At 37.8% G+C, this 17,973-nt stretch carries 19 protein-coding genes; 11 read left to right on the plus strand and 8 right to left on the minus strand.

Features of this window, described 5'->3' with window-relative positions; translation table 11 throughout:
* Positions 1–3: 3 nt before the first annotated feature.
* From ACI3K6_RS04850 to ACI3K6_RS04860, 3 genes are all read left to right on the plus strand, one after another.
* Positions 4–3,006 carry an ATP-binding protein gene (locus ACI3K6_RS04850; RefSeq protein ID WP_435553959.1) on the plus strand — a complete coding sequence of 1,001 codons (3,003 nt, stop codon included), beginning with the start codon at positions 4–6 and terminating at the stop codon, positions 3,004–3,006.
* A 52-nt stretch (positions 3,007–3,058) separates the two neighbouring features.
* Positions 3,059–4,003 carry a 3'-5' exoribonuclease YhaM gene (yhaM, locus tag ACI3K6_RS04855; protein ID WP_435553960.1) on the plus strand — a complete coding sequence of 315 codons (945 nt, stop codon included), beginning with the start codon at positions 3,059–3,061 and terminating at the stop codon, positions 4,001–4,003.
* 102 nt (positions 4,004–4,105) lie between these two features.
* Positions 4,106–4,294, plus strand: a complete 189-nt coding sequence (locus tag ACI3K6_RS04860; protein WP_335481947.1) for a sporulation YhaL family protein — start codon at positions 4,106–4,108, stop codon at positions 4,292–4,294.
* Between the two features lie 44 nt (positions 4,295–4,338).
* Here the strand turns inward: ACI3K6_RS04860 and ACI3K6_RS04865 are convergent, their stop codons facing one another.
* A complete protein-coding gene (locus tag ACI3K6_RS04865; protein ID WP_435553961.1) occupies positions 4,339–5,205 on the minus strand; it encodes a peptidylprolyl isomerase in 867 nt (288 codons plus the stop codon).
* Positions 5,206–5,410: 205 nt separating this feature from the next.
* On the opposite strand from ACI3K6_RS04865, the gene ACI3K6_RS04870 reads away from it, so the two are divergent.
* Entirely contained in the window at positions 5,411–5,503 is a 93-nt protein-coding gene (locus ACI3K6_RS04870) for a YjcZ family sporulation protein (RefSeq protein WP_335481941.1), read from the plus strand.
* 70 nt (positions 5,504–5,573) lie between these two features.
* On the opposite strand, the gene ACI3K6_RS04875 is transcribed toward ACI3K6_RS04870, so the two are convergent.
* Positions 5,574–5,753 (minus strand): hypothetical protein, encoded by a 180-nt coding sequence (locus tag ACI3K6_RS04875; protein ID WP_335481938.1) that lies wholly within the window; start codon positions 5,751–5,753, stop codon positions 5,574–5,576.
* A 194-nt stretch (positions 5,754–5,947) separates the two neighbouring features.
* On the opposite strand from ACI3K6_RS04875, the gene ACI3K6_RS04880 reads away from it, so the two are divergent.
* Positions 5,948–6,286 carry a DUF1878 family protein gene (locus tag ACI3K6_RS04880; protein ID WP_435553962.1) on the plus strand — a complete coding sequence of 113 codons (339 nt, stop codon included), beginning with the start codon at positions 5,948–5,950 and terminating at the stop codon, positions 6,284–6,286.
* A 6-nt stretch (positions 6,287–6,292) separates the two neighbouring features.
* On the opposite strand, the gene ACI3K6_RS04885 is transcribed toward ACI3K6_RS04880, so the two are convergent.
* On the minus strand, positions 6,293–6,868 hold the full coding sequence (locus ACI3K6_RS04885) for an HTH-type transcriptional regulator Hpr (protein ID WP_335481931.1): 576 nt from the start codon (positions 6,866–6,868) through the stop codon (positions 6,293–6,295).
* Positions 6,869–7,153: 285 nt separating this feature from the next.
* Between ACI3K6_RS04885 and ACI3K6_RS04890 the strand changes: the two genes are divergently transcribed.
* The gene (locus tag ACI3K6_RS04890; protein ID WP_335481928.1) at positions 7,154–7,345 is read left to right on the plus strand and encodes a membrane protein YhzF; all 192 of its coding nucleotides are present in this window, start codon (positions 7,154–7,156) and stop codon (positions 7,343–7,345) included.
* 60 nt (positions 7,346–7,405) lie between these two features.
* Here ACI3K6_RS04890 and ACI3K6_RS04895 read toward each other — a convergent pair whose 3' ends face one another.
* Both ACI3K6_RS04895 and ACI3K6_RS04900 read right to left on the minus strand, forming a co-directional pair.
* Positions 7,406–7,933 (minus strand): tryptophan transporter, encoded by a 528-nt coding sequence (locus ACI3K6_RS04895; RefSeq protein ID WP_335481925.1) that lies wholly within the window; start codon positions 7,931–7,933, stop codon positions 7,406–7,408.
* 141 nt (positions 7,934–8,074) lie between these two features.
* A complete protein-coding gene (locus ACI3K6_RS04900) occupies positions 8,075–8,494 on the minus strand; it encodes an HIT family protein (protein ID WP_435553963.1) in 420 nt (139 codons plus the stop codon).
* Between the two features lie 570 nt (positions 8,495–9,064).
* Between ACI3K6_RS04900 and ACI3K6_RS04905 the strand changes: the two genes are divergently transcribed.
* From ACI3K6_RS04905 to ACI3K6_RS04915, 3 genes are all read left to right on the plus strand, one after another.
* The gene (locus tag ACI3K6_RS04905; protein WP_335481918.1) at positions 9,065–9,805 is read left to right on the plus strand and encodes an ABC transporter ATP-binding protein; all 741 of its coding nucleotides are present in this window, start codon (positions 9,065–9,067) and stop codon (positions 9,803–9,805) included.
* Positions 9,798–11,012 carry an ABC transporter permease gene (locus tag ACI3K6_RS04910; RefSeq protein ID WP_435553964.1) on the plus strand — a complete coding sequence of 405 codons (1,215 nt, stop codon included), beginning with the start codon at positions 9,798–9,800 and terminating at the stop codon, positions 11,010–11,012. Before ACI3K6_RS04905 ends, ACI3K6_RS04910 begins: the two co-directional genes overlap by 8 nt.
* A 90-nt stretch (positions 11,013–11,102) precedes the next feature.
* Complete coding sequence (locus ACI3K6_RS04915) at positions 11,103–11,825, plus strand: EcsC family protein (RefSeq protein WP_435553965.1); 723 nt, start codon at positions 11,103–11,105, stop codon at positions 11,823–11,825.
* Positions 11,826–12,676: 851 nt separating this feature from the next.
* Here ACI3K6_RS04915 and ACI3K6_RS04920 read toward each other — a convergent pair.
* The gene (locus ACI3K6_RS04920) at positions 12,677–13,855 is read right to left on the minus strand and encodes a M20 family metallopeptidase (protein ID WP_435553966.1); all 1,179 of its coding nucleotides are present in this window, start codon (positions 13,853–13,855) and stop codon (positions 12,677–12,679) included.
* 97 nt (positions 13,856–13,952) lie between these two features.
* Here ACI3K6_RS04920 and ACI3K6_RS04925 point away from each other — a divergent pair, with 97 nt between their 5' ends.
* A complete protein-coding gene (locus ACI3K6_RS04925) occupies positions 13,953–14,588 on the plus strand; it encodes a phosphatase PAP2 family protein (RefSeq protein ID WP_435553967.1) in 636 nt (211 codons plus the stop codon).
* A gap of 27 nt (positions 14,589–14,615) precedes the next feature.
* Here the strand turns inward: ACI3K6_RS04925 and ACI3K6_RS04930 are convergent, their stop codons facing one another.
* Both ACI3K6_RS04930 and ACI3K6_RS04935 read right to left on the minus strand, forming a co-directional pair.
* The gene (locus ACI3K6_RS04930) at positions 14,616–16,013 is read right to left on the minus strand and encodes a hypothetical protein (protein WP_435553968.1); all 1,398 of its coding nucleotides are present in this window, start codon (positions 16,011–16,013) and stop codon (positions 14,616–14,618) included.
* Between the two features lie 143 nt (positions 16,014–16,156).
* Positions 16,157–16,630, minus strand: a complete 474-nt coding sequence (locus tag ACI3K6_RS04935; RefSeq protein WP_435553969.1) for an antibiotic biosynthesis monooxygenase family protein — start codon at positions 16,628–16,630, stop codon at positions 16,157–16,159.
* 254 nt (positions 16,631–16,884) lie between these two features.
* Between ACI3K6_RS04935 and hemE the strand changes: the two genes are divergently transcribed.
* Entirely contained in the window at positions 16,885–17,931 is a 1,047-nt protein-coding gene (hemE, locus tag ACI3K6_RS04940; RefSeq protein WP_435553970.1) for a uroporphyrinogen decarboxylase, read from the plus strand.
* The last annotated feature ends 42 nt before the right edge of the window (positions 17,932–17,973 follow it).

A 17,973-nucleotide genomic window follows, 5' to 3' on the forward strand; every position in this document is an offset into this window, starting at 1 on the left:
GTGGTGTTGAAACTTGTATCCATGCATATTTATGGGTTTGGCCAATTAGAAAATCTTAAGATTGATCAGTTTGCCGATTTTCAGGTTTTCTATGGACAAAATGAAGCAGGCAAATCAACCATTATGGCTTTTATTCATGCTATTCTTTTTGGCTTTCCAACTAAACAGCAATCTGAGCTCCGATATGAGCCAAAACATAGTACGAAATATGGCGGTAATTTAAGAGTTTTTCATGAAGAATTAGGATATGCCACGATTGAACGGGTGAAAGGAAAGGCAGCAGGGGATGTAAAAGTAGTCTTGGATAATGGGAAGGTTGGCAACGAGGAGCTACTGAAAGAACTAATTGCTAATTTTGACAAAGGAATATTTCAGTCCATCTATTCCTTTAATCTGAACGGATTGCAAAATATACACCAAATGAAGGGAGAGGCTTTAGGCAAATTTTTATTTTCAGCTGGTACCCTTGGAACTGAGCAATTGGCAAGAACTGAAAACTATCTTCAAAAAGAATTAGATGCCAGATTCAAGCCTGGTGGGAAAAAGCCTATGCTTAATGAGAAATTACAGGAACTTGCCAAAATAAATTCCGAGTTAAAAAATGTTGCTTCAAAAAATATGGAATATGAAACATTAGTGAAGCAAAAAGCATCCATTCAACAGCAAATGGACGAGACAAACAAGTTGGTGTCAGAAATTCAAAATAAAGTTGAAAAATTAAACGAATGGAATCGAATCGAATCCATTGTAAAAGAAGAAAAATGGATAAAAACTGAATTGTCTATGCAGGGAGAAATTCAGTTTCCCACCCGTGGAATTGAACGCCTGGAGAAATTAAATGGGCAAATCCTTCCTATCCAAGCTGAAATCAATAGTCTGTCGGAACGTATTGATATGGTAAAAAATGAGTTGAAATCGTGTGTTCCTGATCATGCACTTCTTGAAAATGAGGGTGAATTGTTAACTCTGCTTGATCAAGTTCCTCTTTATAATCAATTGAAGCTCGAAACCGAGCGTTTGGAGGCAAAACAAACAGAGTTTGATGAAAAGTTAAAAGTACTGAAAGATAAATTACATGTATCTATTGATGAACAGGATCTACTGGAAATAAACACCAATATATATATGAGGGATCAGGTTGAAGCACTTTCTCGGTTGGCAAAAAGGCTTTCAGATCAAAATCAGGATCTCGAAGTTCAGTATGAAACTGAAAAGGCTGCTTTAGAGAAAATGGAACTAGAGGTACAAAAAGCCCAAAAATCCTGTTTACCAGAACAAGACCGTCTTCTTTTAGAGAAACAAGTAAAAGAAGGGGACCTAAAAAACTTGCAGGCTGAGCTAAAGGCCATCGAGGATAAAATTGATTTTCTTCGGCTGACTTCTGAACGGGAAAAAGCAACTAAAGTAAAGACGGAAAAGCAGAAGCGTTTTCAGTTTTTCTTCTTTGAATGTATTTTTGCTGTGATGATTTGTTACGGGCTACTGACGAAACAATGGATCTTAGCATTGGTTGGAGTAATTTCATTTGTATTCTTTGCCGTTCTCATATTCAAAAGTTTCAAAATGCCTTTAGAAATTGTCGTAGACAAAACGATGCATGATTTATTGGACAAGGAGAAAGAACTTAAGGAAAGGCTTCAAGATGTATCATTTACAAATATTACAAAGTTGGAAGAACAATTAAAGCTTGATCGTAAATGCCGTGACCATTTGAATTTATTATTCATCAAACTTGAGCAGCAGCAGGCCCAGTTCGAAAAAGTTATCGCCAAATATGAAGAATGGGAGCATGCCTATGCGGAAAATAAGAAACAACTCAATGTCATAAGCAAGGAGCTGAAAATACCAGAAAATATTGCTTCTTCTTATCTATTAGAAGCGTTCAGGTGGATTGAGGAAAGTAAAACCATTTTACGAGAAAAGGAACAATTATTGAGCCGACTTGAAAAACTTAACCAGCAAAAGGCGACTATTGCAAATAAAATGAGGAACTATGAAGAACTTTATCTTCCTCAAAAAGGGTTGGATCTCCATAATACAGCCTATTTATTGCGAAATAGGCTGAAAGAAGCCCAGGAAAACCTCATTTTGAGCCGAGAAAAAGAGAAACTGATGCAAGGTCTTGAGGCAGAAATCAAGCATAGAGCCAATGAGCTGGACCTGTTACAAGCAGAATATCAAAAATTAATTCAAGAAGCAGGCACTGATACTGAGCATCAATTTTATGAATTGGGCGAAAAGGCCTATAAAACAGAAGAGCTAAAGGAAAAATTGACTGCATTACAAAAACAGCTTCATTATACAATCTTAACAGAGGAAGAACGAGAAGTGCTGCTAAACGTCTACAAAACTGATGAATTAATCAGTGAATGCAATCAAGAATCACAGAAATTACGTGCAAAACTAAAAAATCTGCAGGAAGAACAAGCATCCATAAAGCATGAATTACAATTATTAGAAGAAGGTGGAACCTATTCCGATATTCTTCACCATTTTAAACAGAAGAAATATGAGTTAGAGGAAGCTGCTAAGGAATGGACGGTATACGCCTTAGCGCAAAAAATCCTAAAAAGTACGATTGACAAATATAAGAATGATTACTTACCGAGAATGTTGAAAAAAGCAGAGGATTATTTTTTCTTTCTTACCAATGGGCATTATCAGAGAATTCATCTTCATCCAATCGGAATAGGATTTTTAGTAGAACGAGATGATCATACCCTTTTTGAAGCAAATGAATTGAGTCAGGCCACCACAGAGCAACTTTATGTATCTGTTAGACTAGCCCTTGTGACAACGCTCTATGATCAATATCCGTTCCCTATCATGATCGATGATAGTTTTGTTAATTTTGATGCAGGCAGAACGGAAAAAGTCATCAATCTGTTACAACAAATCAAGCAGAATCAGATCTTATTTTTTACATGTCACAGTCACTTGCTCCCCCTTTTCCAAAAGGAATCGATTCTTTCACTGGAAAAAGGTACTGTTCAGATAATTTCATAGAATATTAGGCCGATATGTTATACTCAAACTAATGGGAAGGAGCGTGTATGAGTTGGTTAAAGGAATTGGACATTTTGATGTCGGGGAACAGATAGAGTTATATCTATTAATCAAAAGCTCAACAAAAGGAATTGCCAGTAACGGTAAACCTTTTTTAACCTTAATACTTCAGGACCAAAGTGGGGAGATTGAAGCAAAGCTTTGGGATGCTAATGATGAGGATGAAAAGACCTATGCTGCCCAGAATATCGTAAAAATCCTTGGAGATGTGCAAAGTTACCGCGGAAAGAATCAATTAAAAATTCGGCAAATTCGTAAAGCCGGACCGTCAGACAATGTGAAATTGGAGGATTTTCTCGAAACGGCACCATTAAGCCAAGATGAAATGGTCAGCAAACTTACACAATATATTTTTGAAATGAAAAACCCGAATATCCAGAGAATTACCCGCCATTTAATTAAGAAACATCAAACAGCCTTTTTGGAATACCCGGCAGCCACTAAAAACCATCATGAGTTTGTGTCTGGACTTGCCTACCACGTTGTCAGCATGTTAGATCTGGCTAAGGCGATTGCCTCATTATATCCAAGTCTAGATAAGGATTTGCTATACGCTGGTGTGATTTTGCATGATATGGGAAAAGTTATGGAGCTATCAGGTCCTATTTCCACCGTATACACTCTGGAAGGAAACCTGCTCGGACATATTACCATCATGATTAATGAAATTGGCAAAGCAGCTGAAGAACTAGGAATCACCGGGGAAGAGGTGTTGATTCTTCAGCATCTTGTCCTAAGCCATCATGGAAAAGCAGAATGGGGCAGCCCTAAACCACCAATGATTAAAGAAGCGGAGATACTTCACTATATCGATAATTTGGATGCAAAAATGAATATGCTGGACCGTGCTTTGGAAAGAGTAAAGCCGGGAGAATTTACAGATCGGATTTTTGCTCTGGATAATCGGTCATTTTATAAACCTGTTTTTCATAAATAACCTGCAAACGCGGGTTATTTTTTTTATGGAGGAATATTCTCTTAAAGACTGAATATCCATATAGTAAAAAGTGGACAACCATTATGAAGGGAGCAAGAGAATATGACTATTCCTATTTGGGTCTATGCTGTTGTGGTTGGAATAATAGTGAGTGCCTTAATGGCGATTAAAACGGGCAGGGATGAACGAAAGATGGAACAAGAGGATATTGAACGTGAAGGGGAGATCTATATGGAACGCCTCGAAAAGGAAAAAGAATTGAGGAAAACTGCTGATGCAGTTAGTGAATAGGAAAGAGGAGGCCATTTCAGGGGCCTCCTCTCTTTGGTTTTACATTATTGTCCAGTTGCAGAAGTAGATGGTTTTAGAGCATCTTTCAAGTCTTTATCATCAATTTTAACCCCTGCCGCTTTCATTTCACGATTCATTGCTTTATTGATGATGTCACTTGTTAATTTGGAAGATTTAACTTCATATAAGATTTGATCTTTCATCTTTGCATAAGATTCTTTCTTTTTCTTATCTGTAACCTGAATAATGTGATAACCAAATTGTGATTTTACTGGTTCGCTAATTTGGTTGACATCTAAGGCATAGGCAGCTTTTTCAAAATCAGGGTCCATTTTGCCTGAACCAAACCAGCCTAGGTCACCGCCGTTTTGGGCAGTTGCTGTATCTGTGGAATATTCCTTAGCTACATCTTCAAATTTAGCTCCACTGTCAAGTTTTTGCTTAACTTCTTTTGCTTTTGCTTCGTCAGCCACAAGGATATGACGAGCATTAATTTCTGGCTTATAGTTATTGTAATAATCCTTTAATTCTTTATCTGTTACTTTGATGTCTTTCATGGCAGCTTTCTCTTGGAGCATGCCAAGCTTCATGGTTTTTTTAAGATCTGCTTCATTTTGATAACCATACTGAGCAAGTGCAGCCTCGAAATTGGAACCTAATTGTTCCTTTAGGTCAGCTACCTTTTTGTTTACTTCTGCATCGGTGACTTTATATTTTTTAGATAATACTTTTTCATAAATCAATTGTTGAAGCGCTTGATTTCCAACCTTGTCCTTCATTGTGTTGTATAATTCCTGTTGACTTACATCTCCAGCCTTGCTTTCAGCGACTGTGTCAGATCCGGATGAATTACAAGCAGTTAATGCAAGAACTCCACCAGCTAACGTCAAGGCTAATAACCATTTTTTCATTAACAATCTCTCCTAAAAAGTAAATTCTATGGGTTTGTCCACATCCTTTACTATAACATAAATGGTAACTACTGCAAAAATATTTCAATAACCCTAACTAAATTTATAAACTTCTTCAGAACTTATCGAAAATTGATACAAGTGCCTAGTCAAATGAAAAGCGGGTGAATAGTATATTTTAGAAAGTGAAAAAGGAGGTAAAAAAATGACTGCAGCAGGTGGATACGGTGCAGGCTTTGCGTTAATCGTAGTTCTTTTCATTTTATTGATTATCGTGGGTGCTGCTTGGGTTTGGTAAAAAAGTAAAAAGCGATGAGAATATGCTCATCGCTTGTATTTTTTTGTTAGTTGAGATTCCAAGTTCTTCGTTATGTATACAAAATTTCTAAATACGATGAAATCAAAAGAATCGTAATCAGTACATTAATGGTACGAAACACTTTGTGTTGGCGATCCTCCGGAATTTCTTTTTGAATGCAAAGTGTACTGGTTAATTTATTTACATAAAATAAAATAAAAATGGCCAAGACGATAAAAATGGAGATCATCTTTGATTCCCTCCCTTTTGTTCAATTTCCCTTTTTACAATACCAAATATATTCAAAAAAAGATAGATATAAAAAAACGAAGAAAAAATAACCCTTGAATAAATTGCTGTTCTCAAGAGTTTTTTGTTTACCCCATCCATAAAAAAGTGAATAATAAACAAGAGATTATTTATGGGCGGAAAAGAGGGTAATGTATGAATGAATATGATATTCTAATTGATAAAATTGAGATGCTTGAATTTCATCAACGGCTCTTATTGAAGCTTATAGATGATCCACGTCTCGAATTTTACCGACTGTTAGTTGAAAATAGAATATCAGAACATGAATTAAAGAGGTTCCTAACTCTGTGTGACGAATTGAGCAAAAAATTAGAAGAACAAAGAACGGAAGGATATGTGTATTTTCATCCGCTTTATCTAGAGTTAGCTGCCGGATTACCCGAGAAATTAGAAATCAGAAGTGTGATCCAGGCTTGTTTAACGCAAAAAATTTGTGAACCGCTGTTTAAGGAACTTGCAAAATACACATAAAGGAGCTTAAGCAAGCTCCTCTTCGGTTTTTTCAGATTTTTTGAGTTTACCGTTTTCCTCAACAAATTTACTTTCAATATTATTAAAACAACGTTCAAAGATCTCCATAAAATCATCACCATAAATGTTACGGACAATCGCCATCATTTCAATAATATCAGGAAACTTGCCATATAAGTCACGTAGCGGTAAGGCACCAGCAAAGACAGCATTACTATTTGGATGGTAGGTCTCCATTAGTTGAAGTAAAATCTCTTCGCCCTCTGGTGTAAGCTGGACGTAGGTATTACGCTTATCGTTTTCCTTTTTGGAAAATTTCAACAAACCTCTTTCTTCTAATTTTTTTGAAAAATTAAAAGCTGTTGAGACATGCATCACACCGAATTTGGCAACATCTGAGATGGAAGCGCCATTAAGGTGGTAAGCAATCCATAAAATGTGGTGTTCGTTAATATTTAAATCAAACGGTTTAATCCATTGCTGCCAATCTTTTTCGATTGATTTCCATAGGGCTTTACTTAATTGGGCAATTCTTTGGCTAAAAAGCATCGCTTCCTTCATTGAATATTGTTTCTCTGACATCCCCATTTTCACCTACTTTTATATTACTCTACTATCATTATGCCAATAAAATAAAAAATAATAAAGAAAAAATTCACAAAATTTTAGAAATTATTATTTTATTTAAAAATGAACCTAGTAAAAGTTATCTTTCTTTATTTTATCTACCTCCTACACATAACGACAGCTTGTTTATAAAATAATTTTTTTAAATAATATATATGAAACATCTTCATAGGAATGGACGATCCTTCATATAAATAGTTACAGCATTATTTGAATCTTATATCCTGCAGGGGGAACAAAATGAAGAGCATAACTGTAATTTTGTTTATATTAAGTGCGGTTCTTCTATTTGGTACAGGTAAATTATTATTAGATTTAACAAGACCAGGTGTTTATCCGCCCAAACAAGTGATTAAGAAACGTGCATTAAAATTGGCAGGTTCAGGTGGAATCTGCTTACTAATAGCTTTTATGCTAGTCTATTTTTCATAAACTGCCTAATCTAAGAAAAGAACCCTAAGGGGGTTCTTTTCTTAATCAGGATCCCGCCGGTTATTTTTGAATAGCGGAAGTTGATGTTAATTTAGTTCTTTTTACAATGGATTGAGCCACTGGGTACAAAATAACCATAGTGATCGTGTTAAGGGCAACAGCAGGTAAAACCCCAGCAGCAAAAAGTGCGGTGAAAGAAGCTGGTAGACCTACGATAAAGTATGCAGCTGTCAAAAAGACCGAGCCGGAAACAGCCGTTCCGATTGCCGTTAATACAGCGACACTAATAATGCTCTTTTGAAATTTCTTCAAAGCTAAAAATAATCCAAAGAAAACTAATGCTGTGATTGGCTTATCAATAATGTTTGGAATTTGGCCGCCAGGAAACCCGGTTGTTAATGCAGATAGAACCCCGGTTACAATGGACAAAAGCAATACACTTTTTATTTCCGGAATTAATATAATCCCAAGGAACATCATGGCAAGCATCATATCAGGTTTAATTGTTAAAAATGCCGGCATGACTGTGTGTAAAACTACCCCAATTCCTGCTAAAAGTGATAAGACAACAAGATTTTTCGTATTCATTTCTCTTCTCTCCTCAACTAATCTAATCTAAAATTTTCCTCCTGCAGTGCTCTAATTGCCTACAGCGAAGAACTTATGAACATTATACCATAAGAATGTAAATTTAATAAAGAAATAATTTTCAGATAATTATAAAATTATTTAAAGATGTTTGGAAATACTTTCAGCCATTTCTTTTAATTTCTGTGGTGTGTAATCACTTTGATTGTTTTTCCAAACAGCACCAAACCCATCACCTTTTCCATACCTTGGAATTAAATGCAAGTGAAAGTGAAATACAGATTGACCTGCTTCGGCACCGTTATTATTAACAGAATTTAAGCCGATCGGTTCGAATTCTGTTTTGATGGCATTGGCAATTTCCGGAACCACTTCGAATATATTACGGGCGATCTCAGGAGTTAGCTCAAATAGATTTTCTTTATGTACTTTTGGAATAACCAATGTATGTCCTTTGGTCACTTGGCTGATATCTAAAAAGGCAAGAACATGATCATTTTCAAATACTTTAGCCGAAGGAATTTCTCCATTAACAATTTTACAAAAAATACAATCGCTCATTTACTACACAACCTTTCTTAAAATAGTTTGTATTATTTTACCATAGAACTTTAAGGGAAAAAAGAAAAAGGCAGGATTCGCTTGGAATCCCGCCTTCTCGAAGGGGAACTGCTTCAAAAATGGACGTTTTTCAGGAGTGTTCTTTGATAAACACCTCATTTTTTCATTAGAGTGTTATGATAAAGAAACATCTTTGTTCAAGCTGACCATCCCCTGTTTGTTTTTATCGGTAAATACAACCTCTAAAACAAATGGTGATCTGCGACAAACACCTCATTTTTAGTTTTTTTTCCAAAAACATTGGTGTTAATTGAACTCTAAATGGTTACTTTGCACTTGGTACAACACAACCATCTCCTTATTTGAAACGTTTTAGAAGCTAGACCTTTTTGAAAAGAAACTGTCTTTGGTAGACACCTCATTTCAAGTTTTCGATGAATCACTTCATCAAGTGGATATCCCCTTCGAATATTATGATGTCCGTTTCCAAAAGAAATATACAATTAAATTTTTTTCTTAGAAACATTTTGCTAAAATATATATAAACAAGCTAACGGAAGGACGTTGTGAATGTCTTTATTATCGATTGAAAATCTGGTTGGCGGTTATACCAGAAATCCCGTGTTAAAAGATGTTTCCTTTGAAGTAAAAGCAGGTGAACTGGTCGGGCTAATTGGCCTGAATGGAGCCGGGAAAAGTACTACCATCAAACATATTATTGGATTAATGGAGCCGCACCAAGGTGTCATAAAAATAAATGGAAAATCCTTTATTGAAGGTAAAGAAACGTATCGAAAAATGTTTACCTTTGTTCCGGAAACCCCGGTACTGTACGAAGAATTAACTTTAGCTGAACATTTAAAGTTAACTGCAATGGCATACGGATTAGAGAAGTCTGTTTACGAACAACGGATTGCTTCCTTATTGACAGAATTTCGGATGGAAAAACGTTTAAACTGGTTTCCTTCTCATTTTTCCAAAGGAATGAAACAGAAGGTTATGATAATGTGTGCTTTTCTTGTACAGCCATCGCTTTATATTGTGGATGAGCCATTTGTCGGACTGGATCCATTGGGAATCCAATCCTTGTTGGATTTAATGAAAAAGATGAAAGAAAATGGTGCCGGGATTTTGATGTCGACCCATATTTTGGCAACTGCTGAAAAATATTGTGATCGCTTTGTCATTTTACATGAAGGGAAAATTCGGGCAAAAGGGACACTGATGGAATTGAGAGAACAATTTTCTATGCCAGGGGCATCGTTGGATGATATCTATATTCAATTGACGAAGGAAGAAAAATATGTTTGATGATAAAAAGTGGTGGAAGGATCGGGCAGGAGCAAATTTTAAAGAAGTATCCAATTATCTAAAGTATATCTTTAACGGCCATTTAGTCATTGTTCTACTCTTTTTAATTGGCAGTGGAGCCTATTATTATCAACAATGGGTAAAAAATTTATCGCAAGATTTTCCTGTGGAAATCATCATGGCGGTCATTATCGGTTTATTTATGACTCATAGTCCTGTATATAATTTTTTACTGGAAGCGGACAAGGTGTTTATCCTTCCGCTCGAAGAAAAATTGAAAGTTTATTTTCTGCGCTCAGGTATCATCAGCCTGGTTTTTCAAGGGTATATCCTTTTAATGGTATTGGCGGTCCTAATGCCAATGTATGCCCGTATCAGCAGTAGTGGCTTTAGGTTATTTCTGCCAATTTTTATTGTCATTTTGGTAATAAAAACGTGGAATATGGCAGCCAGCTGGCAGATTCAATATTTTGTGCAAGCAGCCGTACATAGATGGGACCTTGTTGTTCGTTATTTGGTAAATACAACCTTCTTATTTCTCTTACTAAAGCAGGCTAACTTTTTGATCCTTTTAGCCATTGGAATTATCATGCTTATCTATTGGCGAACTTTTTATGTTCGGACGAGAAAAATGGGGTTAAAATGGGATTTGTTAATAGATCAGGAAGAAAAAAGAATGGCGTCGTTTTACCGCTTGGCCAACCTGTTTACTGATGTTCCAAAATTAAAGGAAACGGTGAAGAGGAGGAAGTGGCTCGATTTTCTTTTAACGGGCATCCGCTTTGCTCAAGACAAAACCTATCTTTATTTATATTCACGCACGTTTTTACGGTCATCTGACTACTTGGGCTTATTTATCCGGTTAACCGTGATCGGCGCTGTAGCTATTTATTTTATTACGTTTGGATGGGGCCCAATTTTATTAGGGATATTATTTTTATATCTAACCGGCTTCCAGTTAATCCCACTATGGAACCACCATCAAAATAAACTATGGGTCGATTTGTACCCTGTTGAAATGAAATATAAAATGACTGCTTTTCACTCGTTATTAATGATGATCTTGTCAATCCAGACGAGCATCTTTGCTTTGTTTATTGTAGTAAAAGGTGAAATAGTCCTTGCTTTGGTCGAGTGGATAGGCGGGCTCTTGTTCAGTTGGGCATTCGTGTATGTATACAGCAAAAATCGTTTAAATAGAAAATAGTTCCTATTTTTAAAAGGTTATTTTTTCGAAACCTTTAGGCATGTTTCTCCGTATTTATCGATACATGAATGATAAAGGCGGGGGATTGGGATGAATGAGTATGAACTGAAAGTGTATGATGAAGTACAAGAATGGAAGCATAAGATAACGCGGCGTTCAGGGATGATGAACCGGCTTTCTAAAAAGGCTCAAGGTAAGATCAATGAGTGGATTCCTGAAAAAGTGCATGAGGTAATGACTGAGAGCATCAAGGGGATGGTAAAAGCTACTTTGTTTGGTTCGAACGTTACCACCGAAAAAAGTCAGGGACAGGGGCTAACCTTGGAGCAAAGGGATGAAGGGATTCGAAAAAAAATATCTGCTTTTCAAAAAACAGCCATGATTGAAGGGGCTGGGACCGGGGCAGGCGGAATTTTACTTGGATTAGCTGATTTCCCATTACTGCTGACCATCAAGATGAAATTTCTGTTTGAGGCTGCTGCAATTTATGGTTTTGATACAAAGGAATACGAGGAAAGATTATTTATTCTTCATATATTTCAGCTTGCATTTTCTAGTGATGAAATCCGTAGAAATACACTAGAGGAAATTGAGAATTGGGAGAGCCGAAAGCAAGTCCTTGCCGATATGGACTGGCGCAAGTTTCAACAAGAGTACCGTGATTATATTGACTTGGCAAAAATGCTGCAGCTCGTACCTGGAATTGGCGCTTTTGTTGGTGCCTATGCCAATAACAATCTGCTAAAGCATTTAGGTGAGACCGCGATGAACGCCTATCGACTGCGGTTATTGGGAAAACCCCCTGAACTATAGGAGAGTTCAGAGGGTTTTTTTGCAATGTGGATCCTTTGTATTTGGATGAAAGATATAGATAGGTAAAAAGTGGAGTGGGATGTCTTTTATCGAGGTGATGAAAGCCAAGGTAGGTGAAAAAGGGGAGTGGGATGTCTTTCATCGAGGGGATGAAAGACAAAGCAGGTGAAAAAGGGGAGCGGGATGATCTTCATCGAGGTGATGAAAGCCAAAGCAGATGAAAAGGTGGAGTGAGATGTCTTTCATCGAGGGGATGAAAGACAAAGCAGGTGAAAAAGTGGAGCGGGATGATCTTCATCGAGGTGATGAAAGCCAAAGCAGATGAAAAGATGGAGTGGGATGTCTTTCATCGAGGGGATGAAAGACAAAGCAGGTGAAAAAGTGGAGCGGGATGATCTTCATCGAGGTGATGAAAGCCAAAGCAGATGAAAAGGTGGAGTGGGATGTCTTTCATCGAGGGGTGAAAGCCAAAGCAGGTGAAAAAGGGGAGTGGGATGTCTTTCATCGAGGGGATGAAAGCCAAAGCAGGTGAAAAAGGGGAGTGGGATGTCTTTCATCGAGGGGATGAAAGACAAAGCAGGTGAAAAAGGGGAGTGGGATGTCTTTCATCGAGGGGATGAAAGACAAAGCAGGTGAAAAAGGGGAGTGGAATGTCCTTCATCAAGGTGATGAAAGTCAAAGCAAATAAAAAAGCGGAATAGGAAGTTCTTCATTAAGGTGATGAAAGCCAAAGTAAGTAAAGAATCTGATCGAATTGTCTTTCATGATCTAAAAAATAAAAAAACTAGTTACTTAGCAAACGAACTTGCCTTTCACCAGTTTCTCCAAACTTTTAAATCAAAATTCCCCAATTATTCCGATTGATGCACTTTCACAGCAGCAGTACCTAATGTCTTTGCTGCGATTAGCATCGCTCTTTCATCAATATCAAACTTAGGGTGGTGATGAGGGTATCCAGTGTCCTCTCCGGATGGCCGGGCACCGGTATAAAAGAAGGTCCCAGGAATCTTCTCCAAATAATAGGCAAAATCTTCCCCACCCATTTGCGGTTCAGTTTCCTCTATCACTGAAACCTCAGGAACTTCCTGGGCACAAGAGATCAGAAACTCAGTCTCCCGCTCATGATTCACTACAGCTGGATAGCCTCTAACAAAGTCAAACTTGTAGCTGCAATTGGAGATATAACAAGTCCCATGAATAATTCGCTCCATTTCCGCCTCAATAAAATCTCGTAACTCTCCATTAAAAGTCCGAACTGTACCAATCAACTTGGCTTTATCGGCAATCACATTAAAAGCATTTTGAGCAGTAAAGGAGCCGACACTTACAACGGCAGAATCAACTGGATTTACCTTACGGCTGACAATTTGCTGCAGGTTTAAAACAATTTGGGAGGCAGTCACAATCGCATCCTTTGTTTTATGAGGCTGTGCTCCGTGTCCACCTTTGCCCTGCACTTCAATCTCAAAGCGATCAGCTGCCGCCATGATAGGTCCGACGCGATATTGAATCGTTCCAACCGGTTCGCTTGCCCAAAGATGGGTGCCGAAAATAACATCAACTCCATCCAAACACCCATCCTCGATCATTGGCTTGGCCCCGCCTGGTGCGTATTCCTCTGCATGCTGGTGTATAAAGACATAGTTCCCTTCCAGATCGTCCTTTAATTCATAAAGCGACTTGGCCAGAACCAATAAGGTCGCAGTATGTCCATCATGGCCACAAGCATGCATCACTCCAGGAATTAACGATTTATAAGGCACATCCTTTTCGTCCTGAATCGGTAAAGCATCGAAATCAGCCCTGAGTGCTACTGTTTTACCCGGTTTATTACCGTTAATCCGTGCAATTATCCCATTTCCACCGACATTCCCCTTTACTTCAATCCCCAACTTCTCATAATAACCTTGAATAAATTTAGCTGTATCATACTCTTTAAATGACAATTCAGGATGCTGATGTAAATACCGCCGAATAGAAATCATCTCTTCATAGTAATTCTCTAATTTAACGAATAAATTGTTTAACATTTATGTACCCCCATCCCTAAATAATTTGTTTTATACTATTATATAGATATTTAACTTAATATTCTTTATACTTTTAAAAAAAGAAAGGGAAAAGGAAATGAAGGTAAAAAATAAATGGAATGTTGGTTTTATTGTCCTTGCTGTTTTGGCAATGATATTTACCACATTAAAAGTCGCGATTCACAGTCCTTTTTGGATAGATAAAATGGTAACAGCATGGTTTTCACATGTACCGGATTCCGTCATTCCGTTTTTTATAACAATTACGAGAATGGGTAATAAAAAGGAAATCGGTGGTATTGCCCTCCTAATGCTAGCTTGGTTATTGTTGAAAAAAAGAAATTATCTTGGGGCAGCTCTGTTGGCATTGGCAACTGGAATCGGCAATGAAGTCAGCAAATGGATAAAAAATCTTTTTGAACGGCCAAGGCCCGATTTGGAACACTTAGTCATCGTAAAAAGTTACAGCTTCCCAAGTGGTCATGCGATGGTAGGCATGATTATTTATTTCTTAATAGCCTATTTAATAATAGAAGAAATGAAGTCTATTTCTGGAAGAATAATCGTTGGTTTTCTGGCTGGGATTCTCTTACTGTTGATTGGAGCCAGCAGAATTATTCTTCACGTCCACTATCCATCAGATGTTTTAGGTGGGTACGCGTTTGGATTTATTTGGGTGTCGCTGTGGATCTGGTTATATCAATTTATCAAATCTAAATGGTTAGTAAAATAATAAAGAGGCCTCGAATGGCCTCTTTTGTTATATGAGGAAAATCGCGGCAATGGTCGTTACAATTAAACCAACCACTACTGGAACAAGGTTTCGTCTGGCCAGCTCAAAGGGATCTACATTACAAATTGCTGCTGCCGGGATTAAAGCCCATGGAATTAGAGTTCCACCACCAACCCAAATGGCTGCGATCTGTCCTAATGCTGTTAAGGTAGCGGCACCTTTACCAATCGCTGCTGCAAATAGACTTGCCACAGAACCAGCAAGTGAGATTCCGGAGAATCCAGATCCATCTAGCCCTGTAATAGCTCCTACAGCTGTCAGAGTGATGGCTCCAACCGTTTTACTTAATGGAACTATACTTGCCAGAGCAGCACCTAAATCATTGACAATGCCTTGTGAGGCCTTTGGTAAGTAATCTCCAATAATTTTTGTGAAACCGGAATCTCCTAAATAAAAGAAAGCGGCAATCGGAATAACAGGTCCGAATACTTTAAAGCCAAACTGAAATCCTTCAATTAGAAGACTGGTTGATTTTTCAAGACCTTTGTTTTTATAGCTAAATAATGATATTAAAATCAAAATTAGAATAGAAGTTCCGCCAATTATGGCAGTAGCATCTCCACCTGTTAAGTTCAAGTTGGTCATAGCGATGACGTCGGCTACGAATAGGAGAGGTACTAAAATGGCAAAAAATCGTTTTTGGGCGAGGGAAAGCAGAACTGGTTGGTCGGAGGATGTCTCTTGAGATGGAGACAAATCAGTAGATGCGGTGGTAAGAACCCCACGCTTCATGTCGCGCCTTAGCAAATAATAAGCTGTAACAGTGGTGACAAGACCCATAATAAATACTAATGGAATACTGGCATTAATTACATCCTGAATAGGAATTCCTGCTGCATCTGAGGTGAGTTTTGGAGCGGCTTGAATGACATAATCACCTGATAAGGCAATTCCATGTCCAAAAAGGTTCATGGCCATGGCGGCCCCAAGAGCTGGTAATCCTGCACGAATAGCTACTGGCAACAGGACAGCGCCCAATAGTGCAACTGCTGGAGATGGCCAGAAGAACCAGGATATGACCATCATCAAGATACCAATTGTCCAATAGGCCATGGGCGGGTTGCGAATCAATCGTCGGAACGGGGAGATCATCACATCATTAATCCCGGCAGCAGTTAAGGTGTGACTCATCGCAACAATAATCGAAATGACCAAAATCGTAGACAATAATTCAGTAATGGCATACCCAAAACTATTAAAAATACTACTAACAGCGTGGGCTAAACTTCCCGTAGCAGTTATGGCAATGAGGAATATACCCACAATACATATAATCGTAGTGTCCCTTCTCATAACCATGAATCCAATAATAAGAGCAATGAAAACAACGTAAATCCAATGGAGAGCAGTTAATTCAACAATCATTTTGTTTTTACCTCCTTTCTTCCTATAGGAGCTGGGTAAATGCCCTTATGGATGTAATACAGAATATGAAAACGACATCTAGTGGTGAGTAGAAAAAATAAAAAAAGGAATGGATATAAACTCCATTCCGAAGGCAGTATTAGTTATTCAGTTATGGAATATGTATGAATGTAGGCGGGTCCGGCTAAAATTTTGGGGTCACTGAGATTGACAAAAGGATGGTTGGTGTCCTTCCTATCGTCATAGGATGCTTCATTGACCCAAACCGTCATAAATATATACGTATTGGTGGATCCTGGTCGGAGGGCTCTCATTGCTTTTAAACCAGTCGTTGTTCCAAAAGCTTTTACACCTTTTTTTATCTCATACTCAATTAAGGGCCTGCCCTCATCGGTGACAGGAAGATGATTCATGACGACAAAGCCTTCTTTTGTTAGGTTCCCCTCAGCCGCAAAAATGTCATACTTTCTTGGTGCCTGAAAAACTGTTTTTCCTGGAGTCTCATGAAATAATAGGGCTCCAGTTGAATTGACCAAGGTCAAAATCAGTTCTTTCGGATACTTTGATTCGATTTTCTTTAAAAAATCATACGTTCCAGTAGTTATAAAAACATTCATCCTATCAGCTCCTCACTTTCTTTGTTATGAATAGTCTATTTCAATTAAGATCCTTCATACAAGTGATGGAATTGAAACAGAGATTTCAACGATAAAAACCAACTATTTTTTGTCAATTAGTATCATATGGCTATACACAAATAGGATTAATAGGTATATTGGAGACAGTGTGTATAGGGGTTGAAAGTTTTTAAAATTATCATCATTATATTAGAATGAATACATACATGTCTTCGAAAGGTGGACGAAATGGGATGAAAAAACCAATCAATGAAACATTTTTAAAAGCGGCCAGAGGAGAGAAAACGGATCATGTTCCTGTTTGGTATATGAGGCAAGCAGGACGGTCGCAGCCTGAATACCGGGAAATTAAAGAAAAGTATTCTTTATTTGAAATCACTCATCAACCAGAGCTTTGTGCCTATGTTACACGCCTTCCTGTAGAACAATATAACGTAGACGCTGCTATTCTATATAAAGATATTATGACACCACTGCCCGCATTAGGTGTAAATGTTGAAATAAAAGGTGGAATTGGACCAGTTATTGATAATCCAATACGTTCCTTAGCTGATGTTGAAAGACTAGGAGAAATTCATCCTGAGCAAGATATTCCATATGTATTAGATACCATCAAACTGTTAACAGAAGAGCAGTTATCTGTACCATTAATCGGGTTTTCAGGTGCTCCGTTTACACTTGCCAGCTATATGATCGAGGGCGGGCCATCGAAAAATTATAATAAGACCAAGGCGTTTATGTATGCGGAACCAAAAGCATGGTTTGCGTTAATGGACAAGCTTGGCGATATGATTATTACCTATGTAAAAGCCCAAATCAATGCCGGTGCAAGAGCGATACAAATATTTGATTCTTGGGTTGGAGCGGTCAATGTAGAAGATTATCGGTTTTTCATTAAACCAATCATGAACAGGATCTTTACCTCTTTAAAAGAAGAAAATGTTCCGCTAATCATGTTTGGTGTAGGGGCAAGCCACTTGGCGTTGGAATGGAATGATCTTCCTTTGGATGTGGTGGGTTTGGACTGGAGACTGCCTATTAAGCAGGCAAGAGAAATGGGTATCCAAAAGACGGTTCAAGGAAATCTTGATCCCGCCATTCTTCTTGCTCCTTGGGAAGTGATCGAAGAAAAGGCCAAAGCCATTTTAGATCAAGGTATGGCCCAGCCTGGTTACATCTTTAATTTAGGTCATGGAGTATTCCCATCTGTAAATCCAGAAATGTTGAAAAAATTAACTGCGTTTATCCATGAATATTCTACTGAAAAGTTGAAAGGATAAAAACACCTCAGCTAAGCGTAAATATTGGTAAGTGGGCCAATT

The sequence above is a fragment of the Neobacillus solisequens genome, assembly GCF_051233465.1.
Classification (GTDB): Bacteria; Bacillota; Bacilli; order Bacillales; family Cytobacillaceae; genus Neobacillus.